Source organism: Gordonia sp. OPL2, assembly GCF_003797825.1.
GTDB lineage: Bacteria > Actinomycetota > Actinomycetes > Mycobacteriales > Mycobacteriaceae > Gordonia.
In genome coordinates, this window is record NZ_RKME01000040.1 from 1 (window position 1) to 26291 (window position 26291).

The window sequence follows — 26291 nt, forward strand, 5'->3', positions numbered from 1 at the left end:
GCTTCACGTCGACACCATCCTTGGTCAACGTCAACGCACCCACCCGACCCACCGGCACACCCTGATACGTCACCTCGGCATTGGTGAAGATCCCCCCGGAATCCTTCATCGACGCGGTGACGGTGTACTGGCCGACACCGGCGAGCCGGTCGAGCCGTGCGTACTTGGCGCCGACGTAGACGAGTGCGACCAGGCCGACGACGGTGAAGACGATGAGCTGGATCTTGGCCAGCTTCGACAACATCAGTTCGCTCCGATCATGCTGAGCGGGCCGTCGATGAACCGCTGGCCGGGCTGCGCCGGCGGCATCAGTGTGTACTGGCCGTCGGAGTCACGCTGCGTCCTCGGCTTCGGCTTCGCCGACGACGACGCAGGTGCGCGCGCCGACCCGGACGCCGGGTTCATCGGGTAGGTGCCACCCGACGGCGGGGTGTTCGGTCCCGGCCGCCAGTTGGGCCCCGGCGGCAGCAGTGTGATGGTCGGCCAGCCGTAGCGCGGACCGTTGCCACCCACATACGGGTTCTGCGGATTGACCGGGACCTTCACCCGTGCCGGCGGCGAGTACTTCGGCGTCGGCTGTCCGACACCGAGCGCTTCGAGCTGGTTCAGCAGCCGCAGGTCGAGCGTCATGAAGAGGTTGGTCGAGTCGCCGTGCACACCGGGCAGCAGCCAGTCCGGGAACGGGTGGGTGAGCATCAGGGGCGCGGCGGTGATCAGATCCGGGGCGGCCTTCGAGAGCTGGGTGAGGACCGGACGCAACGCCTTCAGGTCGTTGATCAGCGCCGTGCGCGACTTGCCGAGGACGTCGGTTCCGACCTGACCCAGGACGTCGAGCTTCTTGAGCAGGTCGACGAACTGCGGGCGCTGCTCCTCCAGCACTGCGACGCCCGCCGGCAGCTCCTTGAGGATGCGATCGATCTGCGTCTTCTGGTCGGCGGCCCGAGTCGACAACCGGGCGAGGCCGTCGATGGCGGTGGTGATGTCGTCGCGCTGCCGGTTGAGGTTGGTGATCAGGCCCTCGGTCTGCTCGAGCAGGCTCCGGAACACCGGGCACGAGTTGCCCTTCGGGGCGACCTCGCACGGCTGACTCGTCGAACCGGCGAGGGCCTTGTTCAGCTCCGTGACGATCGGCTCGAGCTGGTTGATGCCACCCCCGTTGAGCAACATCGACAACGCACCGAGCACCTGCTCGATGTCGGTCGCGGTGCGCGTGCGGGCGAGGGGGATCGGCTGTGCCGGGTTCTGTCGCGGCAGCGACTCGCTGTCCTTGGGCTCGCTGAGGGCGATGAACTTCTCGCCGAGCAGCGAGGTCTGCTGGACCGCCGCGGTGGACTTGTCGGACAGGTCGATCTCGTTCTTCACCGAGATCTTGACCTGGGCGTACCACTGGTCGCCGGGTACCTCGACCGACTCCACGCGCCCGACCGGGATGCCGTCCTTCTTCACCATCGACTGGGGAACCAGGTCGAGGATGTCGTCGAACTGGATCTGGTAGGTGCGGGCGTTGTCGCCGGTGTCCACACCGCCGGGCAGCGGGATCGACTGGATGCCGTTGCTGCCACACCCGGCCAGGACCAGCACCGTCGAGGCCAACACCAGCCCGACGACTGCCCGGACCGAGCGTCGTGCACGAACCGATTTGCGGGACACGGTTTCTCGCTTCATCAGTTGCCACCCGTCCCAGGTCGGGCCGACGGCCGCGTGGTCGAGGGCTTGCTGGACGGACGCTGCTGCGACGAGTTCGGCGGCGACTGCAGCTGCGGATCCGGGTTGCCCTGGCTGGTTCCCGGCGACGGGTACCGCTGCAGCTTGTTGTTGCTCATGATGCCGAAGGGCAGAACCGGCAGCAGCGGTTCGAGGACGCCGCGCTGGATCTCGCCGCCGATCCGCTCGCACTGCGAGATGAGCGGACTCAGCGTGGTGCTGAACTGCTTCGCCGCGGGGTTGCCCGGCAGCAGCTGGCCCAGGTCGAGCAGGCGGCACTGCGCACCGATCAGATCCTGCAGGTCCGGAATGGTCAGCCGCATGGCGAGCGTGCCCGACTCGGCGTCGTAGGCGTTGATCAGGTTGCTGATCGTGATCGGGAGGACGGTGAGGATCTCCTTGAGGTGATCCTTCGTGTCGAACAGGGCCTGCGTGGTCGGTTGCAGGTCCTTGACGGTCTGCCCGAGCTGATCACGGTTGTCCTCGACGAACGTGGCGACGTCACCGAGCGCGATCGACAGCTTGTTCAGCGCGGCGGAGAGCTGGGTCCGTTCGCCGGCGAGGAACTGGTTGAACGACGCCATCTGCGTGTTGAACTGGCGCACCTGGGTGTCGTTCTCGCGGAGGGCACCGACGAAGACATCGAGGTTCTTGACGGTGTCGACGATGTTGCCGCGCGAATCGCTGAGGGTGGTCGTTGCCTTCGAGAGCTGCTCGATGGCCTCCCCCAGCTTGGCACCGTTGCCCCGCAGGTTGTCGGCGCCGGTCGTCACGAGGTCACTGACCGCGCCGTTCTTGTTGGCGCCCTCGGGGCCGAGGGCCTCCGACAGCTTCTGCACGCTCGAGTAGATCTCGTCGACCTCGACGGGGACCATCGTCTGCTTCTCGGTCAGCGTGATGTCGCGGGGCGCCTTCTCGCCACCGGTGTAGGCCGGGGTGAGCTGCACGTAGCGGTCAGCCACGACGGACGGGATGATCTGCACCGCACGGACATCCGCGGGCAGGTCGATACCCCGGTCCACCGTCATGGTGACCCGCACCGAGTTGCCCTCGGGCGTCACGTCGTCGACCTTGCCGACGGCGACACCGAGGACCCGGACATCCGAGCCCGGGTAGATGCCGACGCTGCGGGAGAACGTCGCGGTGATCTTGGTGGTGCCGATCAGCGAGAACGCCCACCACAGGACGCCTGCGGCGATCAGCGCCACAATCACACCGAGCACCAGCATCACGATGTGACGCGGCGTGAACCACCGACCCGGACCTGAGGTGCGGGTGAGGTCGGGAGCTGTCGTCATCAGCCGGCCTCCGTTCCACCGTTGTTCTGGAGCGTCTGCTTGTTGGGCGGACGCGTGGTGTTCTGCTGCGGCAGCGCGGGCGGCAGCAGGTTGGTCACCACGGACTCGAACCAGCGGCCGTTGCCCAGCACGTTGGCGTAGAGCCGATAGAACGGCGCCATGTAGGTGATGGTCTGGCGCAGGTTCTGGTTCTGCTCGGTCAGCAGCTGCTCGACCTGCTGCAGAGAACTCAGCGCCGGCCCGATCTGCGCCTGGTTGTCGCGGACGATGCCGGAGAGCGAGTCCGACAGCGACGTGGTGCTGGCGAGCAGGGTCGAGATCGCCTGCTGACGGTTGTTGAGCTCGTCGAGCAGCTGTCCGGCACCGGCGATCAGCCGCACGAACTCCTGGTTGCGGTCGGCGAGGATCTTCGATGTCGACTTGGTCGCCGACAGCAGCCGCTGCACCTCCTGGTCGCGGCTGGCGATCGTCGCCGAGAGCCGCGACAGTCCGTCGAGGGACGGTCCGATGTCACCGGCGGTGCCGGAGAAGGCGTTCGACAGCGTCTCCATCGACGACGCGAGCTGCGTGGTGTCGAGGTCCTCGATCTGATCGGCTGCATCGGAGAACGCCTCGACGACGTCGTACGGCGACACCGTGTCGGTGAGCGGGATGTTCGGGTCGGCCGGTTCGCTGCCGCGCGGGTTCAGCGCGAGGTACTTCTGGCCGAGGATCGTCTTGATCTGAATCGAGGCCTGCGTCTGGTTGCCGACCCACGTGTTGGTCACCCGGAACTTCACGTCGACGCGGTCCCCGGCGAGGGTGATGCCGTCGACCTCACCGACCTTCACACCCGCGACGCGGACCTCGGCACCGGGCTTGAGACCGGCCGCCTCGGTGAACTTCGCGGTGTAGCGGGCGCCCGCCCCGACCAGCGGCAGCGAGTTCAGATAGAACGCCGACACGGCCATCATCAGCAGCACCAGGATGCCGATGGCACCGATGCTGACCGGGCTGCGACGACCGCCGAATCGGCGGTGCGCGTGCTGCTTCGGCGCCTCGGTGGCCTCGTCGGACGAGTCCTTCGCGGCGGCGGCCCGCACCTGGTCGGTGGGGATCTCCTCGGTCCGGGCGTCGTCGGGCTCGCCCGGCGTCCGGTTCTGGTTCGTGTTCTCGTCAGCCACCGTCAGCCACCGGGCCTCTCGTCCTTCCAGCAGCGGGTGGCCGCACTGGTGTAGAGCACATGGTTGATGTCGGGCAACGGGATCAACGGCTGCGTCAGCAGCGTCGACTTACCGTTGCCGGCGACGACGTCGATACCGCACAGATAGAACTGGAACCACGAGCCGAAGGTCGCGGCCCGGCCGATCTTCTGCAGCTTCACCGGCAGATTCGTCAGGATCTGCTCGACGTCCTCGTCGCGGGCGTTGATCTGGTCCGACAACGACTTCAGGCCGGCGATGTCGCCCTGGATCGCCGGACGTGTCGGGCCGAGGATCGACGCCGTGACCGCGGTCAGGTTGGAGACCGAGCTGATCGCCGACCCGACCGAACCGCGCTGCGCGGCCAGACCGGTCACGAGCTTCTCGGTGTTGTCGAGCAAGGCGGTGAACTGATCGTCGTTGCGGTTGACCGTGTCGAGCACGGTGGTCAGGTTGGTGATCAGCTCGCCGATCACCTTGTCCTTGTCGGCGACGGCGTTGGTCAGTTCCGACGTGCTGCTGATGAGCTGGGAGATGGTCCCGCTCTCGCCCTGGAAGATCTTGATGATCTGCTCGGACAGCTTGTTGACGTCGGACGCCGACAACTCCCGGAACAGCGGCTTGAAGCCGTTGAACAGCTCGGTCAGGTTGACCGCGGGATGCGTGTCCGGGTTGGCCGGATCGGTGCCGAAGGTGTGGCCGGTGCCGACCGTCTGCTCCGGATCGCCCGCGCCCTTCTCCAGCGCCACATAGCGCAGACCGGTGAGGTTGCGGTAGCGGATGTAGATCTGGGTGCCCTCGGGCAGGCGGTCGCGGTTGACGTTGAACGAGACCATCGCCTTGTTGCGGTCGTACACGGCGACGTCGGTGACCTGCCCGACCCGGACGCCCGCGATCCGCACGTCGTCGCCCTTGTTGAGCAGCGCGGCGTCGGAGAAGACGGCCTTGAAATCGCTGTCGCCGTCGCCGCCGGCGTTGGCGATCGTCAGCGCCAGCAGGCTGGTCGCGATCACGGTGACCACCGCGAAGACGATCAACTTGATCAGTGGTCCGGTGAGAGACTTCATCGGATGGTGACCTGCGCTCCCTGAAGCGATGCGCCGCCGATCGTGGTGACCCAGGTCGGGACCTGCTCGGGGTCGGTGCCGTTGGCACCGCCGTAGATGACCTTCAGCTGCTTCACGTAGTCCGGATCGTCGAAGGGATTGGCCCGGATGGTTCCCACCGGGGTGGCGGAGAACTGGGGCTGCGGAAGTGAGGGCATGGTGCGCGGTCCCGGGTTACGCGACGGCGGCTGGTACGAGCCGTCGGCGAGTCCGCCACCCGGGTACTGCGGGAACGGGCGTCCGTTCTTGGCCGGCTCGTAGCAGACGGCCGGCGGATCGGTGTCGAGCAGACGCGGTTCGTCCTGGTTCGGCAGGTACCGGCCACGCGGGTTCACGAACTGCAGGTTCACGCGCACACCGGGATTGGCGGTGCCCTGCCCGACGATCTTGCGTGACTCCGGGATCAGGCCGGCGAAATTGCGGAACGTGCACACGAAGGTCGGCGACTGCTTGGCCAGCCCCACCAGGAACGGCTCCGAGTCGACGGCGAGGTCGATCAGGTCGGCGCGGTTCTGCTGCAGGAACTTCGTCGTGTCGGTCGCGGCCACGCCGACGGTCGCGATCAACGTCCGCAGGTCGCCCTGCCGCTCGACGATGGTCTTGTTCGTCGTCCGCAGGTTGTCGAGGGCGTCGATGACGTCGGGCAGCGCCTCGGAGTAGGTCTGCGAGAAGCTCGCCAGCCCGCGCAGGGTGCCCTGCAGCTCCGGCATGTTGTCGTTGAAGCGACCGAAGATCGTGTTGAGCTCGTCGAAGGTCACGTTGAGCTGCTCACCCTTGCCGGCGAGCGCCTGGGACAGCGACGTCAGCGTGACGTTGAGGTCCTGCGGCGGGATCGCCTCGAGCACGGGCAGCAACTTGTCGAAGAGGTCCTGGACCTCCCGCGCGTTACCGCTCTGATCGGTGTAGATGGTGTTGCCGGAGGCCAGCGTCTGCGCCGACGGATCGTCGGTCGGGACCTGCAGCGCGACGTACCGCTCGCCGAAGAGGGTCTTCGGGAGGATGCGGGCCGTGGTGTTCTGCGGCAGTTGATCGGCCATCGACGGGGTCAGGCCGAGCGTGACGTCGACGGTGCCGTCGGGCGACGGTTCGACGTCACGGACCTCGCCGACGACGACGCCGCGCGCCTTGACGTCGGCATTGGTCGGCAGCGCATTGCCGGTCGAGTCGGTCTTGAGGGTGACGTTGGTGAACGTCGTGAAGTTGTCGTTGAACTTCATGATCGTGACCGTGAAGAACAGCGCGACCACGATGAAGAACACCAGCCCGAGCAGCCGGCGTCGCAGTGTCGACATCGATCAGCCTCCCACTCGCACCGTCGTCGTGGTGCCCCAGATCGCCAGTCCCAGGAAGAAGTCGAGGACCGCGATGAGCACCAGCGCGGCACGCACGGCGTGCCCCACCGCCACGCCGACACCGGCCGGACCGCCCGTGGCGTAATAGCCGTAGTAGCAGTGCACCAGGATGATCACGAACGCGAACACCAGCACCTTGCCGAACGACCAGAGGACGTCGGCCGGTGGCAGGAACAGATTGAAGTAGTGGTCGTAGGAGCCGCCGGACTGCCCGTTGAACACGGTGGTGATCACCCGCGACGCCAAATAGGCCGAGAGCAGACCGAGCACGTAGAGCGGGATGACCGCGATGAATCCCGCGATCACGCGGGTGCTGACCAGGAACGGGATCGACGGCACTGCCATCGACTCGAGTGCGTCGATCTCCTCCGAGATCCGCATGGCGCCGAGCTGCGCGGTGAAACCGCAACCCACCGTCGCCGACAGGGCGAGCCCGGCCACCAGCGGCGCGACCTCACGCGTGTTGACGTAGGCCGACAGGAAGCCGGTCAGCGCCTGCGAACCGATCTGGTCGAGGGCCGCATAACCCTGCAGGCCGACGACGACGCCGGTGAAACCCGACATCAGCACCATCACGCCGACGGTGCCGCCGATGACGGCCAGACCGCCGGAACCGAACGCCACCTCGGCGAGCAGGCGCAGCACCTCACGGGTGTAGTGCACCAACGTCTTCGGGATCCAGGCGAGAGTGCGTCCGTAGAACGACATCTGCTCGCCGGCGCCGTCGAGCACCTTGAGCGGTTTGCCCAGCTGTTTGCGGGCCTCGTACATGTAGTACTCGGGCCGCGACTTCGAGATCGTCACACCACCGGCCATCGCGCTAGCTTCCCTTCGGCGGAACGATCTGCAGGTAGACCGCAGTGATGATCAGGTTGGCGAGGAACAGCAGCAGGAACGTGATGACCACGCTCTGGTTGACGGCGTCACCGACACCCTTCGGGCCGCCCTTCGGGTTGAGCCCCTTGTAGGCGGCGATGACCCCGGCGAGCACACCGAAGATCGCGGCCTTCAGCGTCGAGACGTAGAGGTCCGGCAGCTGCGCGAGCGCACCGAACGACGCGAGATACGCGCCGGGCGTGCCGCCCTGCACGATCACGTTGAAGAAGTAGCCACCACCGATGCCGACGACGGCGACGAGTCCGTTGAGCAGCATGGCCACCAGCACCATCGCGAGCACACGGGGCACGACGAGGCGCTGGATCGGATTGATGCCCAGCACCTCCATCGCGTCGATCTCCTCGCGGATCGTGCGCGACCCGAGGTCGGCGGCGACGGCCGATCCGGCCGCACCGGCGATCAGCAGCGACGTCACCAGGGGTGAACCCTGCTGGATGACGACGAGCACGCTGGCCGCGCCGGTGTACGACTCGGCACCGAGCTGCTTGATCAGCGAACCGGTCTGCAACGACACGATCGCGCCGAACGGGATCGCGATCAACGCCGTCGGCAGGATCGTCACACTGGCGATGAACCAGGCCTGCTGGATGAACTCCCGCCACTGGAAGGGGCGCACGAACGACTGACGCGCGACATCGACGAAGAGCTGCACGATGTTGCCGGTCTGGGCGAGTGCGCCCGTCCCGGCCTGAGCTATCCGATCAACGCCACGCGTGGTGGCACTGCTCATCCTTACTGACTCCGACCGTCGGTGGGCTGCTGGACATGCCGGCCGGTGTCGATCGGCTGTGTGATGGTGTTGTCGGCGCCGCCGCCCGGGGGCGTCGACCAGCTCTGGGTCGGCGCGTCACTGCCTGCGTAGTCGGCGGAGGTCCACTCCCCCGACTGCTGGCCGGCGGCGACGGGCACGTTGCCGTTCTGCTCCTCGGCGTGCGCATCCATCTCCTCGCGGATGCGGTCCTCTTCCTCCTGGCTGCGGCGGATGGCCTCCTGCGCGTTCGGCGGCAGGGTGTGCAGCATCTCGTGGACACGCTCGCGGTGACGCTTGATCGCCTTGCGCTCCGGCATACCGGGATTGGGCTGCACCTGCGGGATGATCTCGGAGAAGTCGTCCTTGGTTCCGCCACCGCCGATACCGGCCGCCTGCATGGCCTCTTCCTGCTTCTGGACGGCCTCGTCCTTCTCCTCGGACATGCCGATCGGACCGAACCGGTCACCGGAGAGGAACTGCTTGACGACGGGCTGCTCGGAGGTGAGCAGCTGCTCGCGCGGACCGAACATGACCAGTTCCTTGCGGAAGAGCATGCCGATGTTGTCCGGGATGGTGCGGGCGATGTTGATGTTGTGCGTGACGATCAGGATGGTCGCGTCGATCTGCGCGTTGATGTCGATCAACAGCTGCGAGATGTAGGCGGTACGCACCGGATCCAGACCCGAGTCGGGCTCGTCGCACAGGATGATCTGCGGATCCAGCACCAGGGCACGGGCCAGACCGGCACGCTTGCGCATACCGCCGGAGATCTCACCGGGAAGCTTGTCCTCGGCACCGGTCAGACCGACCAGATCGATCTTCTCCATCACGATGTCGCGGATGTCGTCTTCCTTCTTCTTCGTGTGCTCACGAAGCGGGAAGGCGATGTTGTCGTACAGGCTCATCGACCCGAACAGCGCGCCGTCCTGGAACAGCACACCGAACAGCTTGCGGATCTCGTAGAGCTCCTTGGCCGAACACTGCGTGATGTCGGTGCCGTCGATGACGACAGACCCCTGCTCGGGATGCAGCAGACCGATCAGGGTCTTCAAGAACACCGACTTACCCGTACCCGACGGCCCGAGCAGCGCCGACACCTCACCGGTGGGCAACGTCAGCGAGACGTCCCGCCAGATGTTCTGCGATCCGAACGACTTGGTGAGCCCCTCGACACTGACCTCTACGCCCACTGCATCCTCCCAGACATTCGCTGCCCCCTTGCGGCGGTCGGTGTGACCACACACGAACCGGTGACATTTGTGGTTGGGGTCACTGTAGCGGACAGCCACACGTACCCATACCTACGAACCGCGCCGCGCAACCCCCTGCACGGCGCCGGTGTCCCACCAGTTGTCGCTACCCGTGGGTAACTTGCCTCGGATGAGCGTAGCGGATGCCACCCCGGTTCGGAAAGTGCGCCGCCCATCACAGTCCAGGCACGACGAAGGCCCGTGGGATATCTCACCCACGGGCCTTCGTTGAATCGCGTCCGTAGTACGAACCGGCGCTCGGCGCGGTTGTGTACTACGAGATCGGGAAGCGGTCTTACTTGACCGAAACCGAGGCGCCGGCCTCTTCGAGCTTGGCCTTGGCGGCGTCGGCGGCTTCCTTGTCGACCTTCTCCAGGATCGGCTTCGGAGCACCCTCGACGAGGTCCTTGGCTTCCTTCAGGCCCAGGCCGGAGACGATCTCGCGGACCACCTTGATGACCTGGATCTTCTTGTCGCCCGCGCCCTCGAGCACGACGTCGAACTCGTCCTGCTCGGCAGCGGCCTCGGCACCACCGGCAGCCGGAGCGCCGGCAGCGGCGACGGCGACCGGAGCGGCCGCGGTGACCTCGAAGACCTCTTCGAACTTCTTCACGAAATCGCTGAGCTCCAGCAGGGTCAGTTCCTTGAACTGATCGATGAGCTCGTCAGCGGTGAGCTTCGCCATGGTGGCGTCCTTCCTGTCAGTCCCCGGACGGGGGTTGGTTCATCCCTGTCGGGAGGACCCGTCGGGGATTGGTTTTGTGCGGCGCGAAATTACTCGCCGGCTTCGGTTTTCTTCTCCTGCAGGGCCGCGGCCAGGCGCGCCACCTGCGAAGCCGGCTGGTTGAACAGACCGGCGGCCTTTGCCAAGTTGCCCTTCATGGCACCGGCGAGCTTGGCCAACAGAACCTCACGGGTCTCCAGGTCGGCGATCTGTTCGATCTCCGCCACGGACAGCGCACGGCCGTCCATGGTGCCGCCCTTGATGACCAGAGCCTTGTTGTCCTTGGCGAACGTCTTGATCGCCTTCGCGGCCACGACCGGCTCACCTTCGATGAAGGCGATCGCGGTGGGACCGGTGAACAGCTCGTCGAGCCCTTCGACGCCCGCCTCTTCGGCGGCACGCTTCACCAGGGTGTTCTTGGCGACGGAGTAGGTTGCACCCTCACCGAGGGAACGTCGCAGTTCGGAGATCTGCTTGACGGACAGGCCACGGTATTCCGTGACGACCGTCGCCGTAGCTCCCTTGAACTGGTCAGCGATCTCCGCAACAGCGGCGACCTTGTCGGACTTGGCCATACTTCGCCTCCTCTCTCATCACTAGAGTTGGGTCGGGACCAACCGGAGAGCCGAGAAGGCGAGAACTGCCGCACGAACGACAAACGCCCCGGCACACAGGGCACGGGGCGTGAACAGGCACAGAAGGCGCCGATACATCCTCGTTCTCCCTGCGTGGGCCGCCGGCACGACGTCTCGCGACTCGGGCCGGACCTTCGGTCGGGATGACTCCCGACGACCGACGGTCTCTGGTTGAACCGATACGGCACACGGATGTGTGCCACACCGAGTCGATAGGCTACCGGACCGTGGCCGATGCGACCAAATCACCGACCGACGGACCTGCACCGACGACAGCCAACGACCGTGCCGCCGCTGCCGCGGCCGCGGTCAGCGACCGCCACCTGCGCCGCATGCTCTGGGTGCCCGGCACCCGTCTCGCGGCCGTCGCGTGGCCGATGTCCACGCTCGCGAGCCACTTCGGCATGTGGCACTACTGGTGGCATGCACACCTGATCGACTTGCTGACCGATGCGGCCATCCATCGACCCCCGGAGGATCGGAGCTTCGATCCCGACGTCGCCGACGACGTCGACCGTCTGTTGCGGGGCGTGCGGCTGCGCAACCTCGGGCGCTGGACCAACAACTATTACGACGACATGGCCTGGCTCGGGCTGGCGATCGAACGCGCCGACCGCCACCTCGGGCTCGACCACGACGCCGCACTGCGCACGCTGTCACAGCGGATGGTCGGCGCGTGGGTGCCCGACCTCGGCGGCGGTATCCCGTGGCGGACGATGGACCTCTTCTTCAACGCCCCGGCGAACGGTCCGGCCGCAATCCTCCTCGCTCGCACCGGTCGAGTCGAACGTGCGACGGCGATGGCCGACTGGATGGACGCGAACCTGATCGACGCGACGTCGGGGCTGGTCATCGATGGCGTGAAGCCCGGGCCTCGAGGCGGTGAGATGGAACGGGTCACCGCGATCTACACCTACTGTCAGGGCGTCGTCCTCGGGACCGAGCTGGAACTGCTGCGGCTGACCGGCAACCCGGTGCACGCCGAGCGCATCGACAGACTCCTGCACGCCGTCGAGACGCGCTTGTGCGTCGACGGGGTGATCCCGGGAGCGGGTGGTGGCGACGGCGGGCTCTTCGCCGGCGTCCTCGCGCGTTATCTGGCCTTGATCGCGACCGACCTGCCGTCGGCTCAGGTTTCCGACGATCTCCGACGACGCGCCGCCGCCCTCGTGACCGCCGGCGCCGACGCGGCGTGGGCCAACCGTGTGGAGACCGACCGCGGGCCGGTGTTCGGCCCCGACTGGCGTACTCCGGCCGTGCCGCCGCGCTCGGACGGCGGATCGGCCCGGTTCGTCGAGGGCGCGGTCAACTCATCGGAGATCGCCGAACGGGACCTGTCGGTCCAGCTCTCCGCGTGGATGGCGCTCGAGGCGGCCGCTGCGATCGAATTACATCTGCCGGAGCATGCCCAAAAAGACGCCCCCTAGTTAGCGATCCGATATACGCGCTGAGCTATCCTCGTCCGGCGAGGTGACGAACGACACATGTGTAACGTCCGTCACCTCCCGGCCGACACGACGGGTGTCGGGAGACGAGTTAGGCAGCGGTGCCCCTCGAGCGCACGGTGAGTGGGCATCACGCCTGGGCAGGGTGATGCACCATGACGTACCAGTTGGACGCAGCAGGACAGCCGCAGCCGCGACGTGGACGTTCCGCGGCACGGACACTCGGGACGGGGTCCGCCCCGCATTTCGGTTCACTCCCACTCGGCGATCCGACCGGCGGCGCCGACGGCCTCCGATGGCGCGAGCAGGTGGACGGCAAACCCCTGTACCCGCGCGTGGCGATCGACCGTGATGTCGTTCTGACGATGAGCGACGGAGTCCGCCTGCGCGCCACCGTCATCCGGCCCGCGAACCGATTCGGCCAGACGGTCCTGACCCCCTACCCCGCCGTCGTCAACATCAACCCGTACAACCGGGTGGCCATCGATGTCCTCGACCACACGCTGCACGCCCCCGTTCTGGGAAAGGCGCTGCACACCGCATCCGCCTCGATCGACGGCACCGGCAGCGGCCTCGAGGGGCTGACCACCCTCACCAAAACACTCGCCGGCGGCGTGTTCGACGTGTTCGGCATCAACCGGAACCTGGTGCGCAACGGCTATGTCCAGGTCATCGTCGACGTCCGTGGCACCGGCGCCAGCCAGGGCAAATGGCAGATCCTCGGTGCCCGCGAACAGCAGGACTCGGTGGAGATCATCGACTGGGTCGCCGAGCAGGAATGGTGCGACGGCGGTGTCGGTCTCGCCGGCTGGTCGTACTCGGCGATCAACTCGCTGCAGGCCGCCGACAAGCGTCCCGCCGCGCTGAAGGCCGTCTTCGCGGTCGAGGGCTGCGACGACATCGTCCGCGACATCTACATCACCGGCGGAATGCCGTCGGCGTTCATCCCCGCGTGGTTGTCGGCGGTCAATCTGCTCAAGTGGGTGCCGAATCCGGCCAGCCCGATCCGCGACGTCCTGCGCGGCGACACCGCGCGCTGGTTGCGCGACCGCGTCAAGTCCCCGGCCACCGAGATCGGTTCGCTTCTCTGGGGTTTCCTCACCGCCCGCGACGACCGGATCTTCGACGACCCGTACTTCGACGAGCGCGACCCGCAGGTGGACCGGATCGACGTACCCACGTTCACCGTCGGCGCGTGGCACGACCTGTTCGGCCGCAGCGCGACCGGCGTCTACGAACGCCTGAATCTGGAACCGGGTCGCAAGCAGATGCTCGTCGGCGACGGCTATCACATCGATGTCGGCTCCGGGTACGGCGGCAAGACCGCACCGCCACGCCTCGACGTGCTCGAACGCGCCTGGTTCGACCGGTGGCTCAAGGGTCATCGCAACGGCGTCGAGTACTACGGGCCGGTCACCATGCTGCAGCAGGGCGGCTCGTGGACATCGGGTCCCAGCTTTCCTCGTCCCGGCGTCCGGCCCCAGCGGCTCTATCTGTCCGACGGGTCGTCGGGGTCGGCCGAACACGCCGAACACGACGGTTCGCTCTCCCGCGAACCCGTCGACCATGTGTCGTCGCTGCACGTACGCGCCGACGTCAAGGGCATGATCTCGCGCGACATGACGCAGGTGACCGCGGGCGCCGCCCAGGCGTTCGGACGGTCGTTCACCGTCGACGCGCGGTATCAGGAGCAGGGCGGGCTGACCTTCACCACCGAGCCGGTGGCGGAGTCGACCACGATCAGCGGCGCCATGAACCTGCGGCTCAACGTGGCGACGACGGCCCACGAGGCGATCTGGGCCGTCACCGTCAACGACGTCGCCCCCGACGGCACGTCGACCGTGCTGACCAACGGAGCGTTGTCGGCGTCGAACCGGGCGCTGGACCCGTCGTCGTCGACCTACGCCTCCGACGGCAGCCTCTTGTCGGCGCATCACTACCTGTCGCGCAAGCGCAAACTACCCGTCCCCGCCGACGAACCGGTCCGCATCGACGTCGACCTCGTCCCGACCGACGCCGTCCTGGAGGCCGGCCATCGACTCCGGGTCGACGTCTACGCGGCCAGCTTCCCGCGGTACCTGACCGTGGTGCCCGACCTGATCAAGGCCCGCGGCCGTCGGCAACGGCTGGTGCTCGACCCGCACCATCCCAGCTACCTGACGTTCTGCTCGGCCGGGAACTGGTGACAGCCGGCCGCGTTGCCACACCCTCCGAGTCACCACCCCTTCCGACCGCGCCCCGTACTCGCCCTGAACTCGCCCTGAACTCGCCGACTGTGCCCTACTTTTCGCCGACTGTGCCCTTCTTTTCGCCGACTGTGCCCTGGATCTCGGCGAGCGTGCCCGCGGGTGCCATCCCGGGACACGCTCGGCAGGAATCTGGACACGCTCGGCAGGAATGTGGACACGCTCGGCGAAAAGCAGGGCACGGTCGGTGGGTGGACTGTCGCCCGCCGACTACCCGACGCCGCCGACTCCGCTGTCGCCCAGGATGACCCGGTAGACGAAGCCCGCCTCGGGACCCAGCACGAGGGACACCAGGTCGGTCAGCGCGACGACGAAACCGTGGCCGTGCGCAGCGTCATCCGATTCGTCGAGGTGGTGTGCCAGTTCGTGCAGCACGACGAGTTCGCGCAATGCCCAGCGCCCGTCCGCCGACGACGGGATCGCGATCTGCGGGGTCCCCGAACCCGTGCGCAGGTACTCGGCCGACCGGTGGCCGCGGCGCTCACGCACGATCACCGGACATCCGGCCCGCGCGAAACGCTGCCGCACCGACGTCATCGACAGCACCCGGCCGACGTGATCGCGCACGGCCTCCACCGTCGCGAACCGCGCCTCGGCAGGCAGCGTGAGCTGCGTGCCGGCGATCTCGACGGTCCGCGACGACCCGGCGTTGTCGAACATCCGGTGCACCAGCCGTTCGGCCTCGTACAGTCGCGCCCGCCCGACATCACGTGGCCTCATCGACGGACCGCCCGGCAGCACCGACCACCCACTACGATCTGACGGGCGGCCACTCGCGGCAGCGCGCCAGAAGGGAGTCGTGCGGGGTGAACAGATCGACGATGACCGCTCGCGCCCGGACCCGGGCACTGGCCCTCGCCGACCGCGCGCAGAAGGTCCCCGGCGCCCACCTGGTGGTGCGGATCGTCCGCGACATCGCGGTCAACGACCTGACCGACCGCTCGATGACACTCGCCGCCCAGGCCTTCACCTCGGTGCTGCCCATCGTCATCCTGCTGACCGCGCTGCCCAGCCACGACTTCATCGACACCGCACTGACCAACCTCGGGATCGACCCCAGCCGCGTCGACATCCCCTCGGCGACCTCGCCCGGCTCGGTCACCGCCTACGGAGTGATCGGTGCCCTGATGACGATTGCCGGCGCGACCTCGCTGTCCCGCGCGCTCGGCCGGATGTACGTGTCGATCTGGCAGGTCACGAAGCTCCCACTCTCCTCGTGGTGGCGGTGGGTGGTGGTCATCTTCGCGTTGCCGCTGGGCGTCGTGCTGCAAGGACTCTCGAGCGGGTTGCACTCGATCTCTATCACCGGCCTCACGATCGCCGGCTATGGCGCGGCAGGGGTGGTGCTCGAGGTCGTCGCCACCCTCCTCATCTGGGCCGGGATGTGGACGCTGATCCCCCGCCTGCTCGTGTCGTCGCAGGTCCCGATGCGTCTGCTCGCACTCAACGGAGCCGTGACCGGAGTCTTCGTCACCGTGCTGCTGGTGGGCAGCCGCCTCGCACTTCCCACCATCCTCGGTGAGACCACACGACATTTCGGCACGCTGGGCATCGTCTTCGTCGCGATCAGCTGGCTGTTCTTCTTCTGCGCGATCATCGTCACCTGCGTGATCGTCGTGCACTCGCTGACCTCCGACGACGGTGCTGTCGGCCAGTGGTTGCAGCGGCATCTCGGAACGCCCCGACCGTTCCCGGTCCGACGCAACGAAACCGTCGACGACCTCTTCGGAGTCGCGTCCGCGCCACCGGCCGGGCGGTAGGGCCTGCGCCTCAACCCTCCAATGACCCACGCGGACCACCGAATTCGCGGTCGGGCCCGATCTTGGCCCGGCGTCCCGCGCGATCTCCGGCCTGTCGCGCGGCCTCGGAATACCCGGCCGACGCGCTCGACGGCCGCCACGTTCCCCGCGCCTTGGACTCCGACCGATAGAAGTCGGTGACCTCGATCTCTTTGTCCCGCAACGCCACCGCTGTCGACGACGGTTGATGGGCCTCGTCCGGGTCGGCGCCGAGCGCATCGGCACGGGCCTGTTCCCGCGCCTCGTTGAGTCGCTTGCCGATCCGCTCGGCGAACGCCGACTGGAAGTTCAGTCGCGCCGTGATCGGCGACAGCGGCTTGGTCTCGACGACCCGTCGAGCGCGCCAGCCAGACCCACGTCGTACGACCCGCGAGAACTCCTCGCCCTTGTAGGCCCCCGACCGCAGGTAGGCATCGCTGGCGGCCACCATCTGCACCACCAGCGACGTGTAGAGCGTCTCGGTGGTGTCGATGTCGCCGGGGAACCCGTAGGCGAGCACGAACGTGGAGTTGCCGGCGACGTCGACCGTCAGATCGTTGGCCCGGGCGATCGCGACGAACAATTGGACGTAGGTCTTGAGTCCGCGCTTGCCCGCGGTGCCGATCGCGATCTGCCGCGACACCGGGGCGCTCGCGCGGCGCCCGGCCGGATCGTGGGATCGGGCGACGGCCAGATCGATCGATGCCGCGGTCGCCAGTCGCTGGGCGGCCTGCATGAACGTCTCCGCCTCGTGCGGGTTGTCGGTGCCCTCCGCCTGACGCAGGAGCGCCGAGATGCGGGTCAGCAGTTTGTCGTCGCGCATATCTATCAGACTATCCAGCGACCCGATCGGTTCCATCCGATCACGAACTCGCAGCTCAGAGGCGACTCAGGTGTCCTGCGTCGACCCCCGTGAGCAGCTGTCGGGGGACCATCGGGCGATGTCGTCGTCGGTGATCTCGCGGTCGTCGAGACGCTGCGTCATCCGCAGATGGTTGCCGAACGGATCGCGGAACGCGCAGTCGATGCCGTAGGGCTGTTCCTCGGGGTCTTGGGTGAACTCGACCCCTTTCGCCCGGAGATCGGCGTGGGTGGCGCGACAGTCATCGGTGGACAGGATCGTGGCCGGCATCGCACCCAGGGTCACGAGTTCACGGATGCGCGCCGCAGTGTCCTCCGACAGCGCCGGCGGGCCCGGCCGCTCCAACAGGATCAGTCGATCGGGCTGAGACGGCGGGGCGATCGTGAGCCATCGCATGAACCCCATGTCGACGTCGGTGTCGACGACGAATCCGAGGGTGCCGACGTAGAAGTCGAGCGCGACGTCCTGATCGAGGACGTAGATGGCATGGATGCTGATTCCGTTGATCATGCGCTCGACGTTACGACCGCCGGGTCCGACGACGCTTCTCCGAAACTGCTCGACCGCCCGAACCCCTCCGTCGGCGGGAGCGGGTCGCCGGTTTCCGCCGGCCTGGTCCATCGCCGCACGAAGCACGACGGCGCGTCGATCGGCGCGGTGCGCGCCCGATACACCGATGGGCTGCAACCGATGATCCCGGCGAACGTCCGGCTGAAGGTACCGAGGCTCTCGTAGCCCACCGCGCGCGCGATCTCGGTGATCGGCGTCGTCGTCGTGCGCAGCAGCGCGCAGGCGCGTTCGATCCGACGACGTTGCAGATAGCGGTGCGGTGTCTCGCCGAACACGGCTCGGAACCGGCGGGTGAAGTGCGCCGGCGAGGTCAGCGCGACACGTGCGAGCGTGGCGACGTCGAGCGGTTCGGCATACGCGCGGTCGATGGCGTCGCGGGCGCGCAACAGTCGACGGTTCTCGTCCTCGCGCGGGGTGAACACGTCACCCAGTGTGACCGATCGCGCTCAGTGCTGCTCGCAGGCGATGCCGTCCTTGTCTCGATCACGCCCGGACTCGTTCGCGTCGTAGACGGCCTGATCGACTGTGAAGTTCGTGACCGGGGTACCGGACGTGGAGTCAACCGCCCCGGGCTCGCCGACGCCGTGCGGATAGTCGACGTTCAGGGCGTCACAATTCTTGTACGCGGTCGCCGCATCCGCCGGCGCGACCACCATCGCGGGCGCGACGGCGAGGGTCCCTGCCGCGGCGATTCCGATGATCACCCTGCGCGAGCGTCCCATGACGTACCTCTTCTCACATACCGTGTCCCACATACCTTGCCGAACGGAATCACGGTAGTGCGGTCACGGCAGCTCAGGCACCTGTCCGAGCAGTAATCACCCGAACGGTCGACACCTAGAGGCCGAACTTGGCCTGCATCGCGCGCAGCGTTTCCGCGGACGACATCAGTCCGGAGAGCTCGTCGTCGGACATCGGCATCTCGAGTCGGGTCTGGGCGCCACCACGGTCGACGATGGTAGGCAGGGACAGGCAGACATCCTCGAGTCCCTCGTAGCCCTCGGCCACCGTGGAGACGGGCAGGACGCGATGCTCGTTGTTGAGGACCGCCTCGACGATGCGCGTCGCGGCCAGCCCGATCGCGTAGTTCGTGGCGCCCTTGCCCTCGATGATCTTGTAGGCCGCGTGTACGACCTCGTGATGAATCCGCTCGCGGGCGGCCGCGTCGATCGCCTGCTCACCGGGCAGCGGCTTCCAGTGCATCAGCGGCACCCCGCCGATGCTGGCCGAACTCCACAGCGGGATCTCTGTGTCGCCGTGTTCTCCGACGATGTAGGCGTGCACATTCTGCACCGCGACGTTGCAGTGCTGGGCGATGAGGAAGCGCAGACGCGAGGAGTCCAGGACGGTGCCCGACCCGAACACCTGATTGTTCGGCAGCCCACTGTATTTCAGCGCCGCGTAGGTGACGACGTCCACCGGGTTGGTCACCATGATGTACACCGCGTTCGGCGCCACCTCGAGGACGCCGGGCATGATCTTCTTCGTCAGACCGATGGTGGCCTCGGCCAATTCGAGCCGCGATTGACCCGGCTTCTGCTTCGCACCGGCCGTGAAGACCACCACGTCGGCGTCCGCGCAGACGGCCACATCGTCGTCGCCGATGATGTCGGCGCGCGGGACGAATTCGAGTCCGTGCGACATGTCGAGGACCTCGGCGGTCACCTTCGCGGTGTTGATGTCCATCAAGGCGATCGTCCGTGCGACCCCCCGGATCAGCGATGCGTAGGCGACAGCCGTGCCGACCGCTCCCGCTCCGATGATGGCCAGTTTGGTCGGTCGTGCATCCATCAGATCGCCGCCTTCGTCTCGTTGCACCGGATCGTCGCCGGTGTCGTGCCCCGATGTCGCTTCGGCCCCCGCTCGCGATTATTGCCGCTCGCTGCGTCGGGCGCAGGTCGATTCAACCCGTCATTGACTTTCCGACTTGGAAAGTCGACACTACTTTCCAGAACGGAAACTCATGACAGCCGATATCAGAGGAGGTCGCGTCATGGCCGACATCACCCCGGATCAGGCGCGCGAGGCACTGCACGCCGTCGAGGCCGCCCGCCGCGACGTCGCCGCGGAAGTCGGTCTCCCACGCGGCTATTGGTGGGTACTGGCCGCGGCATGGCTGGTGCTCGGCCTGCTCGCGGACCTCGCGCCCTCCTGGGTGACCACGGTCGCCACGGTCGCGTTCGGCGTCGGACATTCGATCGTCGCGCCGCGCATCCTCGACGGCCGGCACCGCACCGGCGGCCTACAGATCAGCCGCTCGGTCGCGAATCGTCGGATCCCGTTCGTCGTCGTCGGGATGCTGATCGTGCTCGTGCTGCTGACCATCGCGGTCGCGCTGGGCCTCGACGCCGACGGCGCCGCACATCCGTCGGTGTGGGCCGGCGGATTCGTCGCGGCCATCGTCGGGTTCGGCGGTCCGGAGATCTTCGCCGTGCTGCGTCGATGGGCACACGCGTGACCGAACCCCGGTTCGACGACGTGATCCACCCGAGCACGCGCCTCACGCTGGTCTCGACCCTGGCCGCGACGGACTGGGCCGAGTTCGCCTTCCTCCGCGAACGTCTCGGAATGTCGGACTCGGCGTTGTCCAAGCAGCTGTCCACACTCGAGGACGCCGGGTACGTGCTGACCGAACGCCGGCCGCAGGGCCGTCGTCGCACAGTCCGGGTGCGACTGACGACGCCGGGGCGTGAGGCGTTCGCCGGGCACGTCGCGGCCTTGCGGGCCATCGTCGACGCCGCACTGCCCGCCGGCGAGGACACGACACGTTCGGCGAACTGACCCACACACGACGGAACCCCCGCCCACAGAATGGACGGGGGTTCCGATGCGACAGTTCGCCACTCCCACAGGAGCGAGCGTTCTCCCGCCCCCTGAGGAGCGAGCTCGCGAGCGTTCTCCCGCCCCCTGAGGAGCGAGCTCGCGAGCGTCTCGAAGGGGAATCAGGCGGTCGGTGCCTCGGTGAAGTTGCGCGTCACCGACGGGTCGACCTGGATGCCCGGGCCGGTCGTCGTGGAGACGGTCACCTTCTTGACGTAGCGCCCCTTCGCGGCCGACGGCTTCGCCCGCATGATCTCGTCGTAGGCGGCGCCGTAGTTCTCGGCGAGCTTCTCGGCGTCGAACGATGCCTTGCCGATGACGAAGTGCAGGTTCGCAGCCTTGTCGACGCGGAAGTTGATCTTGCCGCCCTTGATGTCGTTGACGGCCTTGGTCACGTCGGGGGTGACGGTGCCGGTCTTCGGGTTCGGCATGAGGCCACGCGGGCCGAGCACACGCGCGATACGGCCGACCTTGGCCATCTGATCCGGGGTGGCGATCGCGGCGTCGAAGTCGAGCCAGCCGCCCTGGATCCGCTCGATCAGATCCTCGGCGCCCACCACGTCGGCGCCGGCGGCCTCGGCCTCGGCGGCCTTGTCGCCGGTGGCGAACACGATCACGCGCGCAGTCTTACCGGTGCCGTTCGGCAGGTTGACGGTGCCGCGGACCATCTGGTCGGCCTTGCGCGGGTCGACGCCCAGGCGGATGGCGACCTCGACGGTCGAGTCGGTGTTCTTCGACGACGTGTCCTTCGCGAGCTGCGCAGCTTCCAGCGGGCTGTACAGCTTGGTGCGATCGACCTTCTCCGCGGCTGCGCGGTAGGCCTTGCTCTTCTGTGCCATTGCTCTGTTCTTTCTCCGTGTGTGAAAAATCGGGTTGGTGGTTGATGGGCCGAGCCGGCCCTCCCACGCGGGGTGATCGATGACCCCGGTCGCGCTCGACCGCGGCTACTCGATCAACGAGAGTCAGCCCTCGACGTTGATGCCCATCGACCGTGCAGTACCGGCGATGATCTTCGCGGCCTGGTCGATGTCGTTCGCGTTGAGGTCTTCCTGCTTGGTCTTGGCGATCTCACGGACCTGGTCCATGCTGACCTTGCCGACCTTCTTGGTGTGCGGCTCGCCCGAGCCCTTCTGCAGGCCTGCGGCCTTCAGCAGGAGCTTCGCGGCCGGCGGCGTCTTCAACTTGAAGTCGAAGGACCGGTCTTCGTAGACGAAGATCTCGACCGGGATGACGTTGCCGCGCTGCGACTCGGTCGCCGCGTTGTACGCCTTGCAGAATTCCATGATGTTCACGCCGTGCTGACCGAGCGCCGGACCCACGGGCGGGGCGGGGTTGGCCGCGCCTGCCTGGATCTGGAGCTTGATGATCCCGGCGAGCTTCTTCTTCTTGGGAGGCATCTTGAGTTCCTTGTTTGTTCCTTGCAGATTCACGCCCGCTGGAGACGTGAAAGTTCAGTTGTCCCGCTCCCTGAGGAGCGAGCGTGCACACCCTGCCTGCTCCCTGAGGAGCGAGCGTGCGAGCGTCTCGAAGGGCCTAGATCTTCTCGACCTGGTTGAAGCCGAGTTCGACCGGCGTCTCGCGACCGAAGATCGACACCAACACCTTGACCTTGCGCTGCTCGGCGTTGACCTCGCTGATCGACGCGGGCAGTGTCGCGAACGGTCCGTCCATGACGGTGACCGACTCGCCGACCTCGAAGTCGACCTCGATGACCGCGGTGGCGGCGGCAGCGGCAGCCTCGACACCCTCGGCTCCGGCCTTGGCGGCGGCGGGCTTCTTGGCCTCGACCCGCGGCATCAGGAACTGCAGCACCTCGTCGAGCGAGAGCGGCGACGGCTTGGAGGTCATGCCGACGAACCCGGTGACGCCCGGGGTGTTGCGCACCGCGCCCCACGAATCGTCGTTGAGGTCCATGCGCACCAGGATGTAGCCCGGCAGCACCTTGCGGTTGACCTTCTTGGGCTGACCGTTCTTGATCTCGGTGACCTCTTCGGTCGGCACCTCGACCTGGAAGATGTAGTCACCGACGTCGAGGTTCTGGACGCGGGTCTCGAGGTTGGCCTTCACCTTGTTCTCGTAACCGGCGTAGCTGTGGATCACGTACCAGTCACCGGGTGCGCGACGCAGCTGCTTGCGCAGTTCCTCGACCGGGTCCGCGTCCTCGTCGGGCGCTTCCTCGGCAGCGACCTCGTCGGCCACGTCGACCTCGTCGGCGACGGCGTCTTCGATCGCCTCCTCGACGGCGGCCTCGCCACCCTCGACGGCTGCTTCGTCATCCTCGGCGGCCTCGATCTGTGCCTCGACACCGGGATCGTCGGTCTCGTCGGCGGCATCGAGCACTGCCGTGTCGGCAGCGTCGTCCGACTCGACCGTGTCGACGGCGTCGGCCGACTCGGTGGTCGGATCGATCTCGTTCTCCGGGGTGCTCACTGCAGCCCACGCTCCTCTGTCGGTTCGGGTCGTCCAGGGCTCGGCCTCTGCCCCACTCACGTGGGCGGCATCAGCCGAACAGCCAGAGGACTCCCTTGGCGAAGACCAGGTCGAGACCGGAGATGAAGGCGGTCATGATGACCACGAAGATCAGCACGACAATCGTGTAGGTGATCATCTCCCGGCGGGTGGGCCAGATGACCTTCTTCAGTTCGGCGACGACCTGCTGCAGGAAAACCCAGATCCGAACGAACGGATTGCGGCTCTGCCCGGCAGCGGCCTTCTTCTTGCGTTCTTTGACCGCGACGGCGGTTCCCGTACCGGAATCCGTCTCGCTGTCGGTGCTGGAGGCACTCGTCGACGATCGGCGACGCGACGACCGTTTGCCCGACGGACGGAGTTCGTCGGAACTCGTGCCGGTGCCCTCGACGTCGTCGCGACCCTCGAGCTCCTCCACCGAGTCGGTGGTGGTGTCGTCCGCGGCGTCTTTGGCGCGGGCAGCTCGATCTCGCTTGCTCACTTTCGAGGTCCTCTCGTCAACGTGTGCCCTCACCAGGGCAGGGGCGACAGGACTTGAACCTGCAACCTGCGGTTTTGGAGACCGCTGCTCTGCCAGTTGAGCTACGCCCCTCTGCGACTGCGCCGCGGCTCTCGCCACGCTACAGCTGCCTTCTGGGCCGACCCTGAGAAGAAGCTCCTCACAAAACCAACGCGCCACCCTATGGGCAGCGCGCAAGTCTCAAGTCAATCCAGACACTTCAGTGTAGAACACCGGGTGCCCTGAACCCAAAACGGGTTCGACAGGCCTGCGACGGCCCCGTGCGCGGATCACAACGATCCGTCCCGTAGGGCCCCGACCAGGATCGACACCGCCTCGTCGTAGCGATCCGGCGAGGCCGCGGCGTAATTGAGCCGGATGAACGGTCCCGTCGGCTCGGTCGGGAACCACTCGCGCCCCGGGGAGATCGACAGCCCACGGGCCAGTGTACGGGCCGCGACGAGGTCGGCGTCGATCGGCGATCCGTCGGCGCGATGAGTCGGCAGCGACACCCACAGGTTGAGGCCTCCCGGCGGACGTGCCACGTCGAGCTCCGGCGCACCGGCGGCGAGCGCTCCGAGCAGGCTGTCGCGACGTGCGGCGAGTGTCCGCTGTAGCCGCTGCAGGTGCGTACGCCACGCGGGTCTCGACACGACGTCGAGCGCGACTGCCTGTAGCACCGGCGCAACGTACAGGTCGGAGACGGTGAGCGCGTTCTCGATCCGCGCACGAGCCGGCCCCCGCGCGAGAAGTGCCGCCACCCGGACGGTCAGCGAGAGGCTCTTGGTCAGCGAGCGGATGTAGATCACGTGCCCGTCGGTGTCGGAGCACGCCAGGGGCCGCGGCGCGACGTCGAGGGCGAAGTCGTGCGCCCAGTCGTCCTCGACGACGAATGCGCGATGCTCGCCGACGACGGCGAGCACATCGTCTCGCTGGGCGGCGCTCCACACGTCTCCGGTCGGGTTGGCGAAGTTGGGCTGGGCATACAGCAACCGCGCACCCGACGTCGCGAACGCCTCGTCGAGGTCCGCGGCGGCCGGCGCACCGTCGGTGCGCGGGACCGGCACGATGACCAGTCCCGCCTGCCGCGCCGCCGCGATCGCACCCCAGTAAGTCGGCGACTCCATCACGATCGGGTCGCCGGGTGCCGCCAGCGCCCGGAACGTCGCGGCGAGTGCCGCCTGACCACCCGAGGCGATCACCGCATCCGAGTCGCGCCACCCGTCGACATCGAGTTCGTCGACGAACCATCGTCGCAGGTCGGGAAGGCCGGCAGTCGGTGGTCGAGCGAAGACCTGGTCCCGGTCCCGACCGGCCGCACCGCCACGCGTGATCCGGCCGAACGCGCTGCGTACCTCACGCATCGGCATCAGATCGAGGTCGGGATATCCGGAGTGCATGGCGATGGTGTCGTGCGGGATCTGGCGCATCGTCGAACCGACCGCCGACGACCCGGCTCGCTCGGGCCCGAGAGCTGCGGTCTGCCACGACATGTCGAGTCGGACGGGCGGCGCACCACGCCGGCGGACGAAGGTACCCGCACCTGCTCGCGTCTCGACGACACCTTCGGCGACCAGCTGGGCCAGCGCACGCTGGACGGTGACCGGCCCCGCCCCGAAGCGAGCGGCCAGCGCACGCGTCGACGGCAGCCGACTACCCGGCCCCGCCTCGGCCGCCACCGAACGGAGATGACGGGCGATCCGGTCACTGCTATCGTCGGACATGAGTCACAATAGTAGCGCTATCGTGCGCACGCCTGCGGTGCTACCGCCGGCCGGCCGCCTCGGATCCCCTACCGCGGGCCTGGTCTGGGGGCTGATCGGGGTCGTCGCGTTCTCCTTCACGGTGCCGTTCACGCGGATCGCCGTCGGCGGACTCGATCCGCTGTTCATCGGATGCGCCCGCGCGGTCGTCGCCGCCGGACTCGCTGTCGTCGCCCTCGTCGTCGGCGGCGCGATCCGTCCGACGACGAGACAATGGCTACGACTGGTGCCCGTGTCGGTCGGCGTCGTCGCCGGCTTCCCGATCCTGACCTCACTGGCCCTGCGCGACACCGCTGCCGGGCACTCGGCGGTGGTGATCGGACTGCTGCCGGCGGCCACGGCCGTCGTCGCGGTGAGCCGCACGCATGAACGTCCCGCCCGACGATTCTGGGTGGGCGCGGCGCTGGGGGTGATCGCGACGGTCGCATTCACCGTCGCCGGCCACGGCGCGCTGAGCGCACCCGGCGTCGCCGATCTGTATCTGCTGGGGGCCGTGGTCCTCGCGGCGGTCGGCTACGCGCAGGGCGGTGTGATGGCGCGCGAACTGGGCTCGTGGCAGACCATCTGCTGGGCTCTGATCCTCGCGTCACCGGCGATGATCGTCACGACTCTCGTCGTCACCGGCGGTCACGTCCCGGACGCCACCGCCGGCCAATGGGCGGCCTTCGGCTATCTCGCGGCGATCAGCATGTTCCTGGGATTCTTTGCCTGGTACCGCGGTCTGGCGATCGGCCCGATGACGACGGTCAGCCAGGTCCAGCTGATCCAGCCGGTCCTGACGGTCGTATGGGCGATCCTGCTGCTCGGCGAGCGACCGACGCCTGAGCTGGTCGTCGGCGGTGCCGCGGTCATCGGATGCGCCGCGTTCACGGTCCGTAGTCGCGTGTCGACGGGCCCCGGTCGAGCGCCCCGATCAGGCGCGCCCGAGCCGGGTCGGTGAG

At 67.4% G+C, this 26291-nt stretch carries 28 protein-coding genes and 1 tRNA gene; 6 read left to right on the forward strand and 23 right to left on the reverse strand.

Annotated features, from left to right (window positions below):
* The 11 genes from EEB19_RS24335 to rplJ all read right to left on the reverse strand — a co-directional run.
* Positions 1-244: MlaD family protein (locus EEB19_RS24335; protein WP_187589902.1), on the reverse strand; the 244-nt coding region annotated here is incomplete at its 3' end.
* Entirely contained in the window at positions 244-1665 is a 1422-nt protein-coding gene (locus tag EEB19_RS24340) for an MCE family protein (RefSeq protein ID WP_187589903.1), read from the reverse strand. The genes EEB19_RS24340 and EEB19_RS24335, both read right to left, overlap by 1 nt.
* On the reverse strand, positions 1665-3002 hold the full coding sequence (locus EEB19_RS24345) for an MCE family protein (protein WP_187589904.1): 1338 nt from the start codon (positions 3000-3002) through the stop codon (positions 1665-1667). Before EEB19_RS24345 ends, EEB19_RS24340 begins: the two co-directional genes overlap by 1 nt.
* Positions 3002-4084, reverse strand: coding sequence for an MCE family protein (locus EEB19_RS24350; protein WP_187589941.1), 1083 nt, complete (start codon positions 4082-4084; stop codon positions 3002-3004). The genes EEB19_RS24345 and EEB19_RS24350 overlap by 1 nt, the downstream gene beginning before the upstream one ends.
* Positions 4085-4167: 83 nt before the next feature.
* Positions 4168-5250, reverse strand: coding sequence for an MCE family protein (locus EEB19_RS24355; protein ID WP_187589905.1), 1083 nt, complete (start codon positions 5248-5250; stop codon positions 4168-4170).
* The gene (locus tag EEB19_RS24360) at positions 5247-6581 is read right to left on the reverse strand and encodes an MCE family protein (RefSeq protein WP_187589906.1); all 1335 of its coding nucleotides are present in this window, start codon (positions 6579-6581) and stop codon (positions 5247-5249) included. The genes EEB19_RS24355 and EEB19_RS24360 overlap by 4 nt, the downstream gene beginning before the upstream one ends.
* 3 nt (positions 6582-6584) lie before the next feature.
* Complete coding sequence (locus EEB19_RS24365; protein WP_187589907.1) at positions 6585-7457, reverse strand: ABC transporter permease; 873 nt, start codon at positions 7455-7457, stop codon at positions 6585-6587.
* A gap of 4 nt (positions 7458-7461) precedes the next feature.
* Positions 7462-8268, reverse strand: a complete 807-nt coding sequence (locus tag EEB19_RS24370) for an ABC transporter permease (RefSeq protein ID WP_187589908.1) — start codon at positions 8266-8268, stop codon at positions 7462-7464.
* A 2-nt stretch (positions 8269-8270) separates the two neighbouring features.
* Positions 8271-9479 (reverse strand): ABC transporter ATP-binding protein, encoded by a 1209-nt coding sequence (locus EEB19_RS24375; protein WP_187589909.1) that lies wholly within the window; start codon positions 9477-9479, stop codon positions 8271-8273.
* A 355-nt stretch (positions 9480-9834) separates the two neighbouring features.
* Complete coding sequence (gene rplL / locus EEB19_RS24380; protein ID WP_164310988.1) at positions 9835-10224, reverse strand: 50S ribosomal protein L7/L12; 390 nt, start codon at positions 10222-10224, stop codon at positions 9835-9837.
* Between the two features lie 89 nt (positions 10225-10313).
* Complete coding sequence (gene rplJ / locus EEB19_RS24385) at positions 10314-10838, reverse strand: 50S ribosomal protein L10 (protein WP_187589910.1); 525 nt, start codon at positions 10836-10838, stop codon at positions 10314-10316.
* Between the two features lie 287 nt (positions 10839-11125).
* Between rplJ and EEB19_RS24390 the strand changes: the two genes are divergently transcribed.
* Both EEB19_RS24390 and EEB19_RS24395 read left to right on the forward strand, forming a co-directional pair.
* Complete coding sequence (locus EEB19_RS24390; RefSeq protein WP_262365897.1) at positions 11126-12325, forward strand: glycoside hydrolase family 76 protein; 1200 nt, start codon at positions 11126-11128, stop codon at positions 12323-12325.
* A gap of 173 nt (positions 12326-12498) precedes the next feature.
* Entirely contained in the window at positions 12499-14529 is a 2031-nt protein-coding gene (locus tag EEB19_RS24395; protein WP_187589912.1) for a CocE/NonD family hydrolase, read from the forward strand.
* 270 nt (positions 14530-14799) lie between these two features.
* Here EEB19_RS24395 and EEB19_RS24400 read toward each other — a convergent pair whose 3' ends face one another.
* A complete protein-coding gene (locus EEB19_RS24400; protein ID WP_187589913.1) occupies positions 14800-15309 on the reverse strand; it encodes a TIGR04338 family metallohydrolase in 510 nt (169 codons plus the stop codon).
* A gap of 101 nt (positions 15310-15410) precedes the next feature.
* Here EEB19_RS24400 and EEB19_RS24405 point away from each other — a divergent pair, with 101 nt between their 5' ends.
* A complete protein-coding gene (locus EEB19_RS24405) occupies positions 15411-16349 on the forward strand; it encodes a hypothetical protein (RefSeq protein ID WP_187589914.1) in 939 nt (312 codons plus the stop codon).
* Positions 16350-16359: 10 nt separating this feature from the next.
* Here EEB19_RS24405 and EEB19_RS24410 read toward each other — a convergent pair whose 3' ends face one another.
* The 5 genes from EEB19_RS24410 to EEB19_RS24430 form a co-directional block, all read right to left on the reverse strand.
* The gene (locus tag EEB19_RS24410; RefSeq protein WP_187589915.1) at positions 16360-17190 is read right to left on the reverse strand and encodes a DUF2786 domain-containing protein; all 831 of its coding nucleotides are present in this window, start codon (positions 17188-17190) and stop codon (positions 16360-16362) included.
* 66 nt (positions 17191-17256) lie between these two features.
* Positions 17257-17739 carry a VOC family protein gene (locus EEB19_RS24415; RefSeq protein ID WP_187589916.1) on the reverse strand — a complete coding sequence of 161 codons (483 nt, stop codon included), beginning with the start codon at positions 17737-17739 and terminating at the stop codon, positions 17257-17259.
* Positions 17736-18221 (reverse strand): helix-turn-helix domain-containing protein, encoded by a 486-nt coding sequence (locus tag EEB19_RS24420; RefSeq protein WP_187589917.1) that lies wholly within the window; start codon positions 18219-18221, stop codon positions 17736-17738. Before EEB19_RS24420 ends, EEB19_RS24415 begins: the two co-directional genes overlap by 4 nt.
* Positions 18222-18245: 24 nt before the next feature.
* A complete protein-coding gene (locus EEB19_RS24425) occupies positions 18246-18521 on the reverse strand; it encodes an excalibur calcium-binding domain-containing protein (RefSeq protein ID WP_187589918.1) in 276 nt (91 codons plus the stop codon).
* A 115-nt stretch (positions 18522-18636) separates the two neighbouring features.
* A complete protein-coding gene (locus EEB19_RS24430; RefSeq protein ID WP_187589919.1) occupies positions 18637-19590 on the reverse strand; it encodes an L-lactate dehydrogenase in 954 nt (317 codons plus the stop codon).
* Between the two features lie 202 nt (positions 19591-19792).
* Here EEB19_RS24430 and EEB19_RS24435 point away from each other — a divergent pair, with 202 nt between their 5' ends.
* Both EEB19_RS24435 and EEB19_RS24440 read left to right on the forward strand, forming a co-directional pair.
* Positions 19793-20257, forward strand: coding sequence for a hypothetical protein (locus tag EEB19_RS24435; protein WP_187589920.1), 465 nt, complete (start codon positions 19793-19795; stop codon positions 20255-20257).
* On the forward strand, positions 20254-20580 hold the full coding sequence (locus EEB19_RS24440) for a transcriptional regulator (RefSeq protein ID WP_187589942.1): 327 nt from the start codon (positions 20254-20256) through the stop codon (positions 20578-20580). The genes EEB19_RS24435 and EEB19_RS24440 overlap by 4 nt, the downstream gene beginning before the upstream one ends.
* Positions 20581-20741: 161 nt before the next feature.
* Here the strand turns inward: EEB19_RS24440 and rplA are convergent, their stop codons facing one another.
* The 6 genes from rplA to EEB19_RS24470 form a co-directional block, all read right to left on the reverse strand.
* Complete coding sequence (gene rplA, locus EEB19_RS24445; protein WP_187589921.1) at positions 20742-21458, reverse strand: 50S ribosomal protein L1; 717 nt, start codon at positions 21456-21458, stop codon at positions 20742-20744.
* A gap of 123 nt (positions 21459-21581) precedes the next feature.
* Positions 21582-22016 (reverse strand): 50S ribosomal protein L11, encoded by a 435-nt coding sequence (rplK, locus tag EEB19_RS24450; RefSeq protein ID WP_187589922.1) that lies wholly within the window; start codon positions 22014-22016, stop codon positions 21582-21584.
* A gap of 136 nt (positions 22017-22152) precedes the next feature.
* On the reverse strand, positions 22153-23049 hold the full coding sequence (gene nusG / locus EEB19_RS24455) for a transcription termination/antitermination protein NusG (RefSeq protein WP_187589923.1): 897 nt from the start codon (positions 23047-23049) through the stop codon (positions 22153-22155).
* Positions 23050-23119: 70 nt separating this feature from the next.
* Positions 23120-23569, reverse strand: a complete 450-nt coding sequence (gene secE, locus EEB19_RS24460; protein ID WP_187589924.1) for a preprotein translocase subunit SecE — start codon at positions 23567-23569, stop codon at positions 23120-23122.
* Positions 23570-23607: 38 nt separating this feature from the next.
* Positions 23608-23680, reverse strand: a tRNA-Trp gene (locus EEB19_RS24465).
* A gap of 197 nt (positions 23681-23877) precedes the next feature.
* Positions 23878-25311, reverse strand: a complete 1434-nt coding sequence (locus EEB19_RS24470; RefSeq protein WP_187589925.1) for a PLP-dependent aminotransferase family protein — start codon at positions 25309-25311, stop codon at positions 23878-23880.
* On the opposite strand from EEB19_RS24470, the gene EEB19_RS24475 reads away from it, so the two are divergent.
* Positions 25310-26290 (forward strand): DMT family transporter, encoded by a 981-nt coding sequence (locus EEB19_RS24475; RefSeq protein ID WP_187589926.1) that lies wholly within the window; start codon positions 25310-25312, stop codon positions 26288-26290. The two genes, EEB19_RS24470 and EEB19_RS24475, sit on opposite strands and share 2 nt — an antisense overlap.
* Position 26291 lies beyond the last annotated feature (1 nt).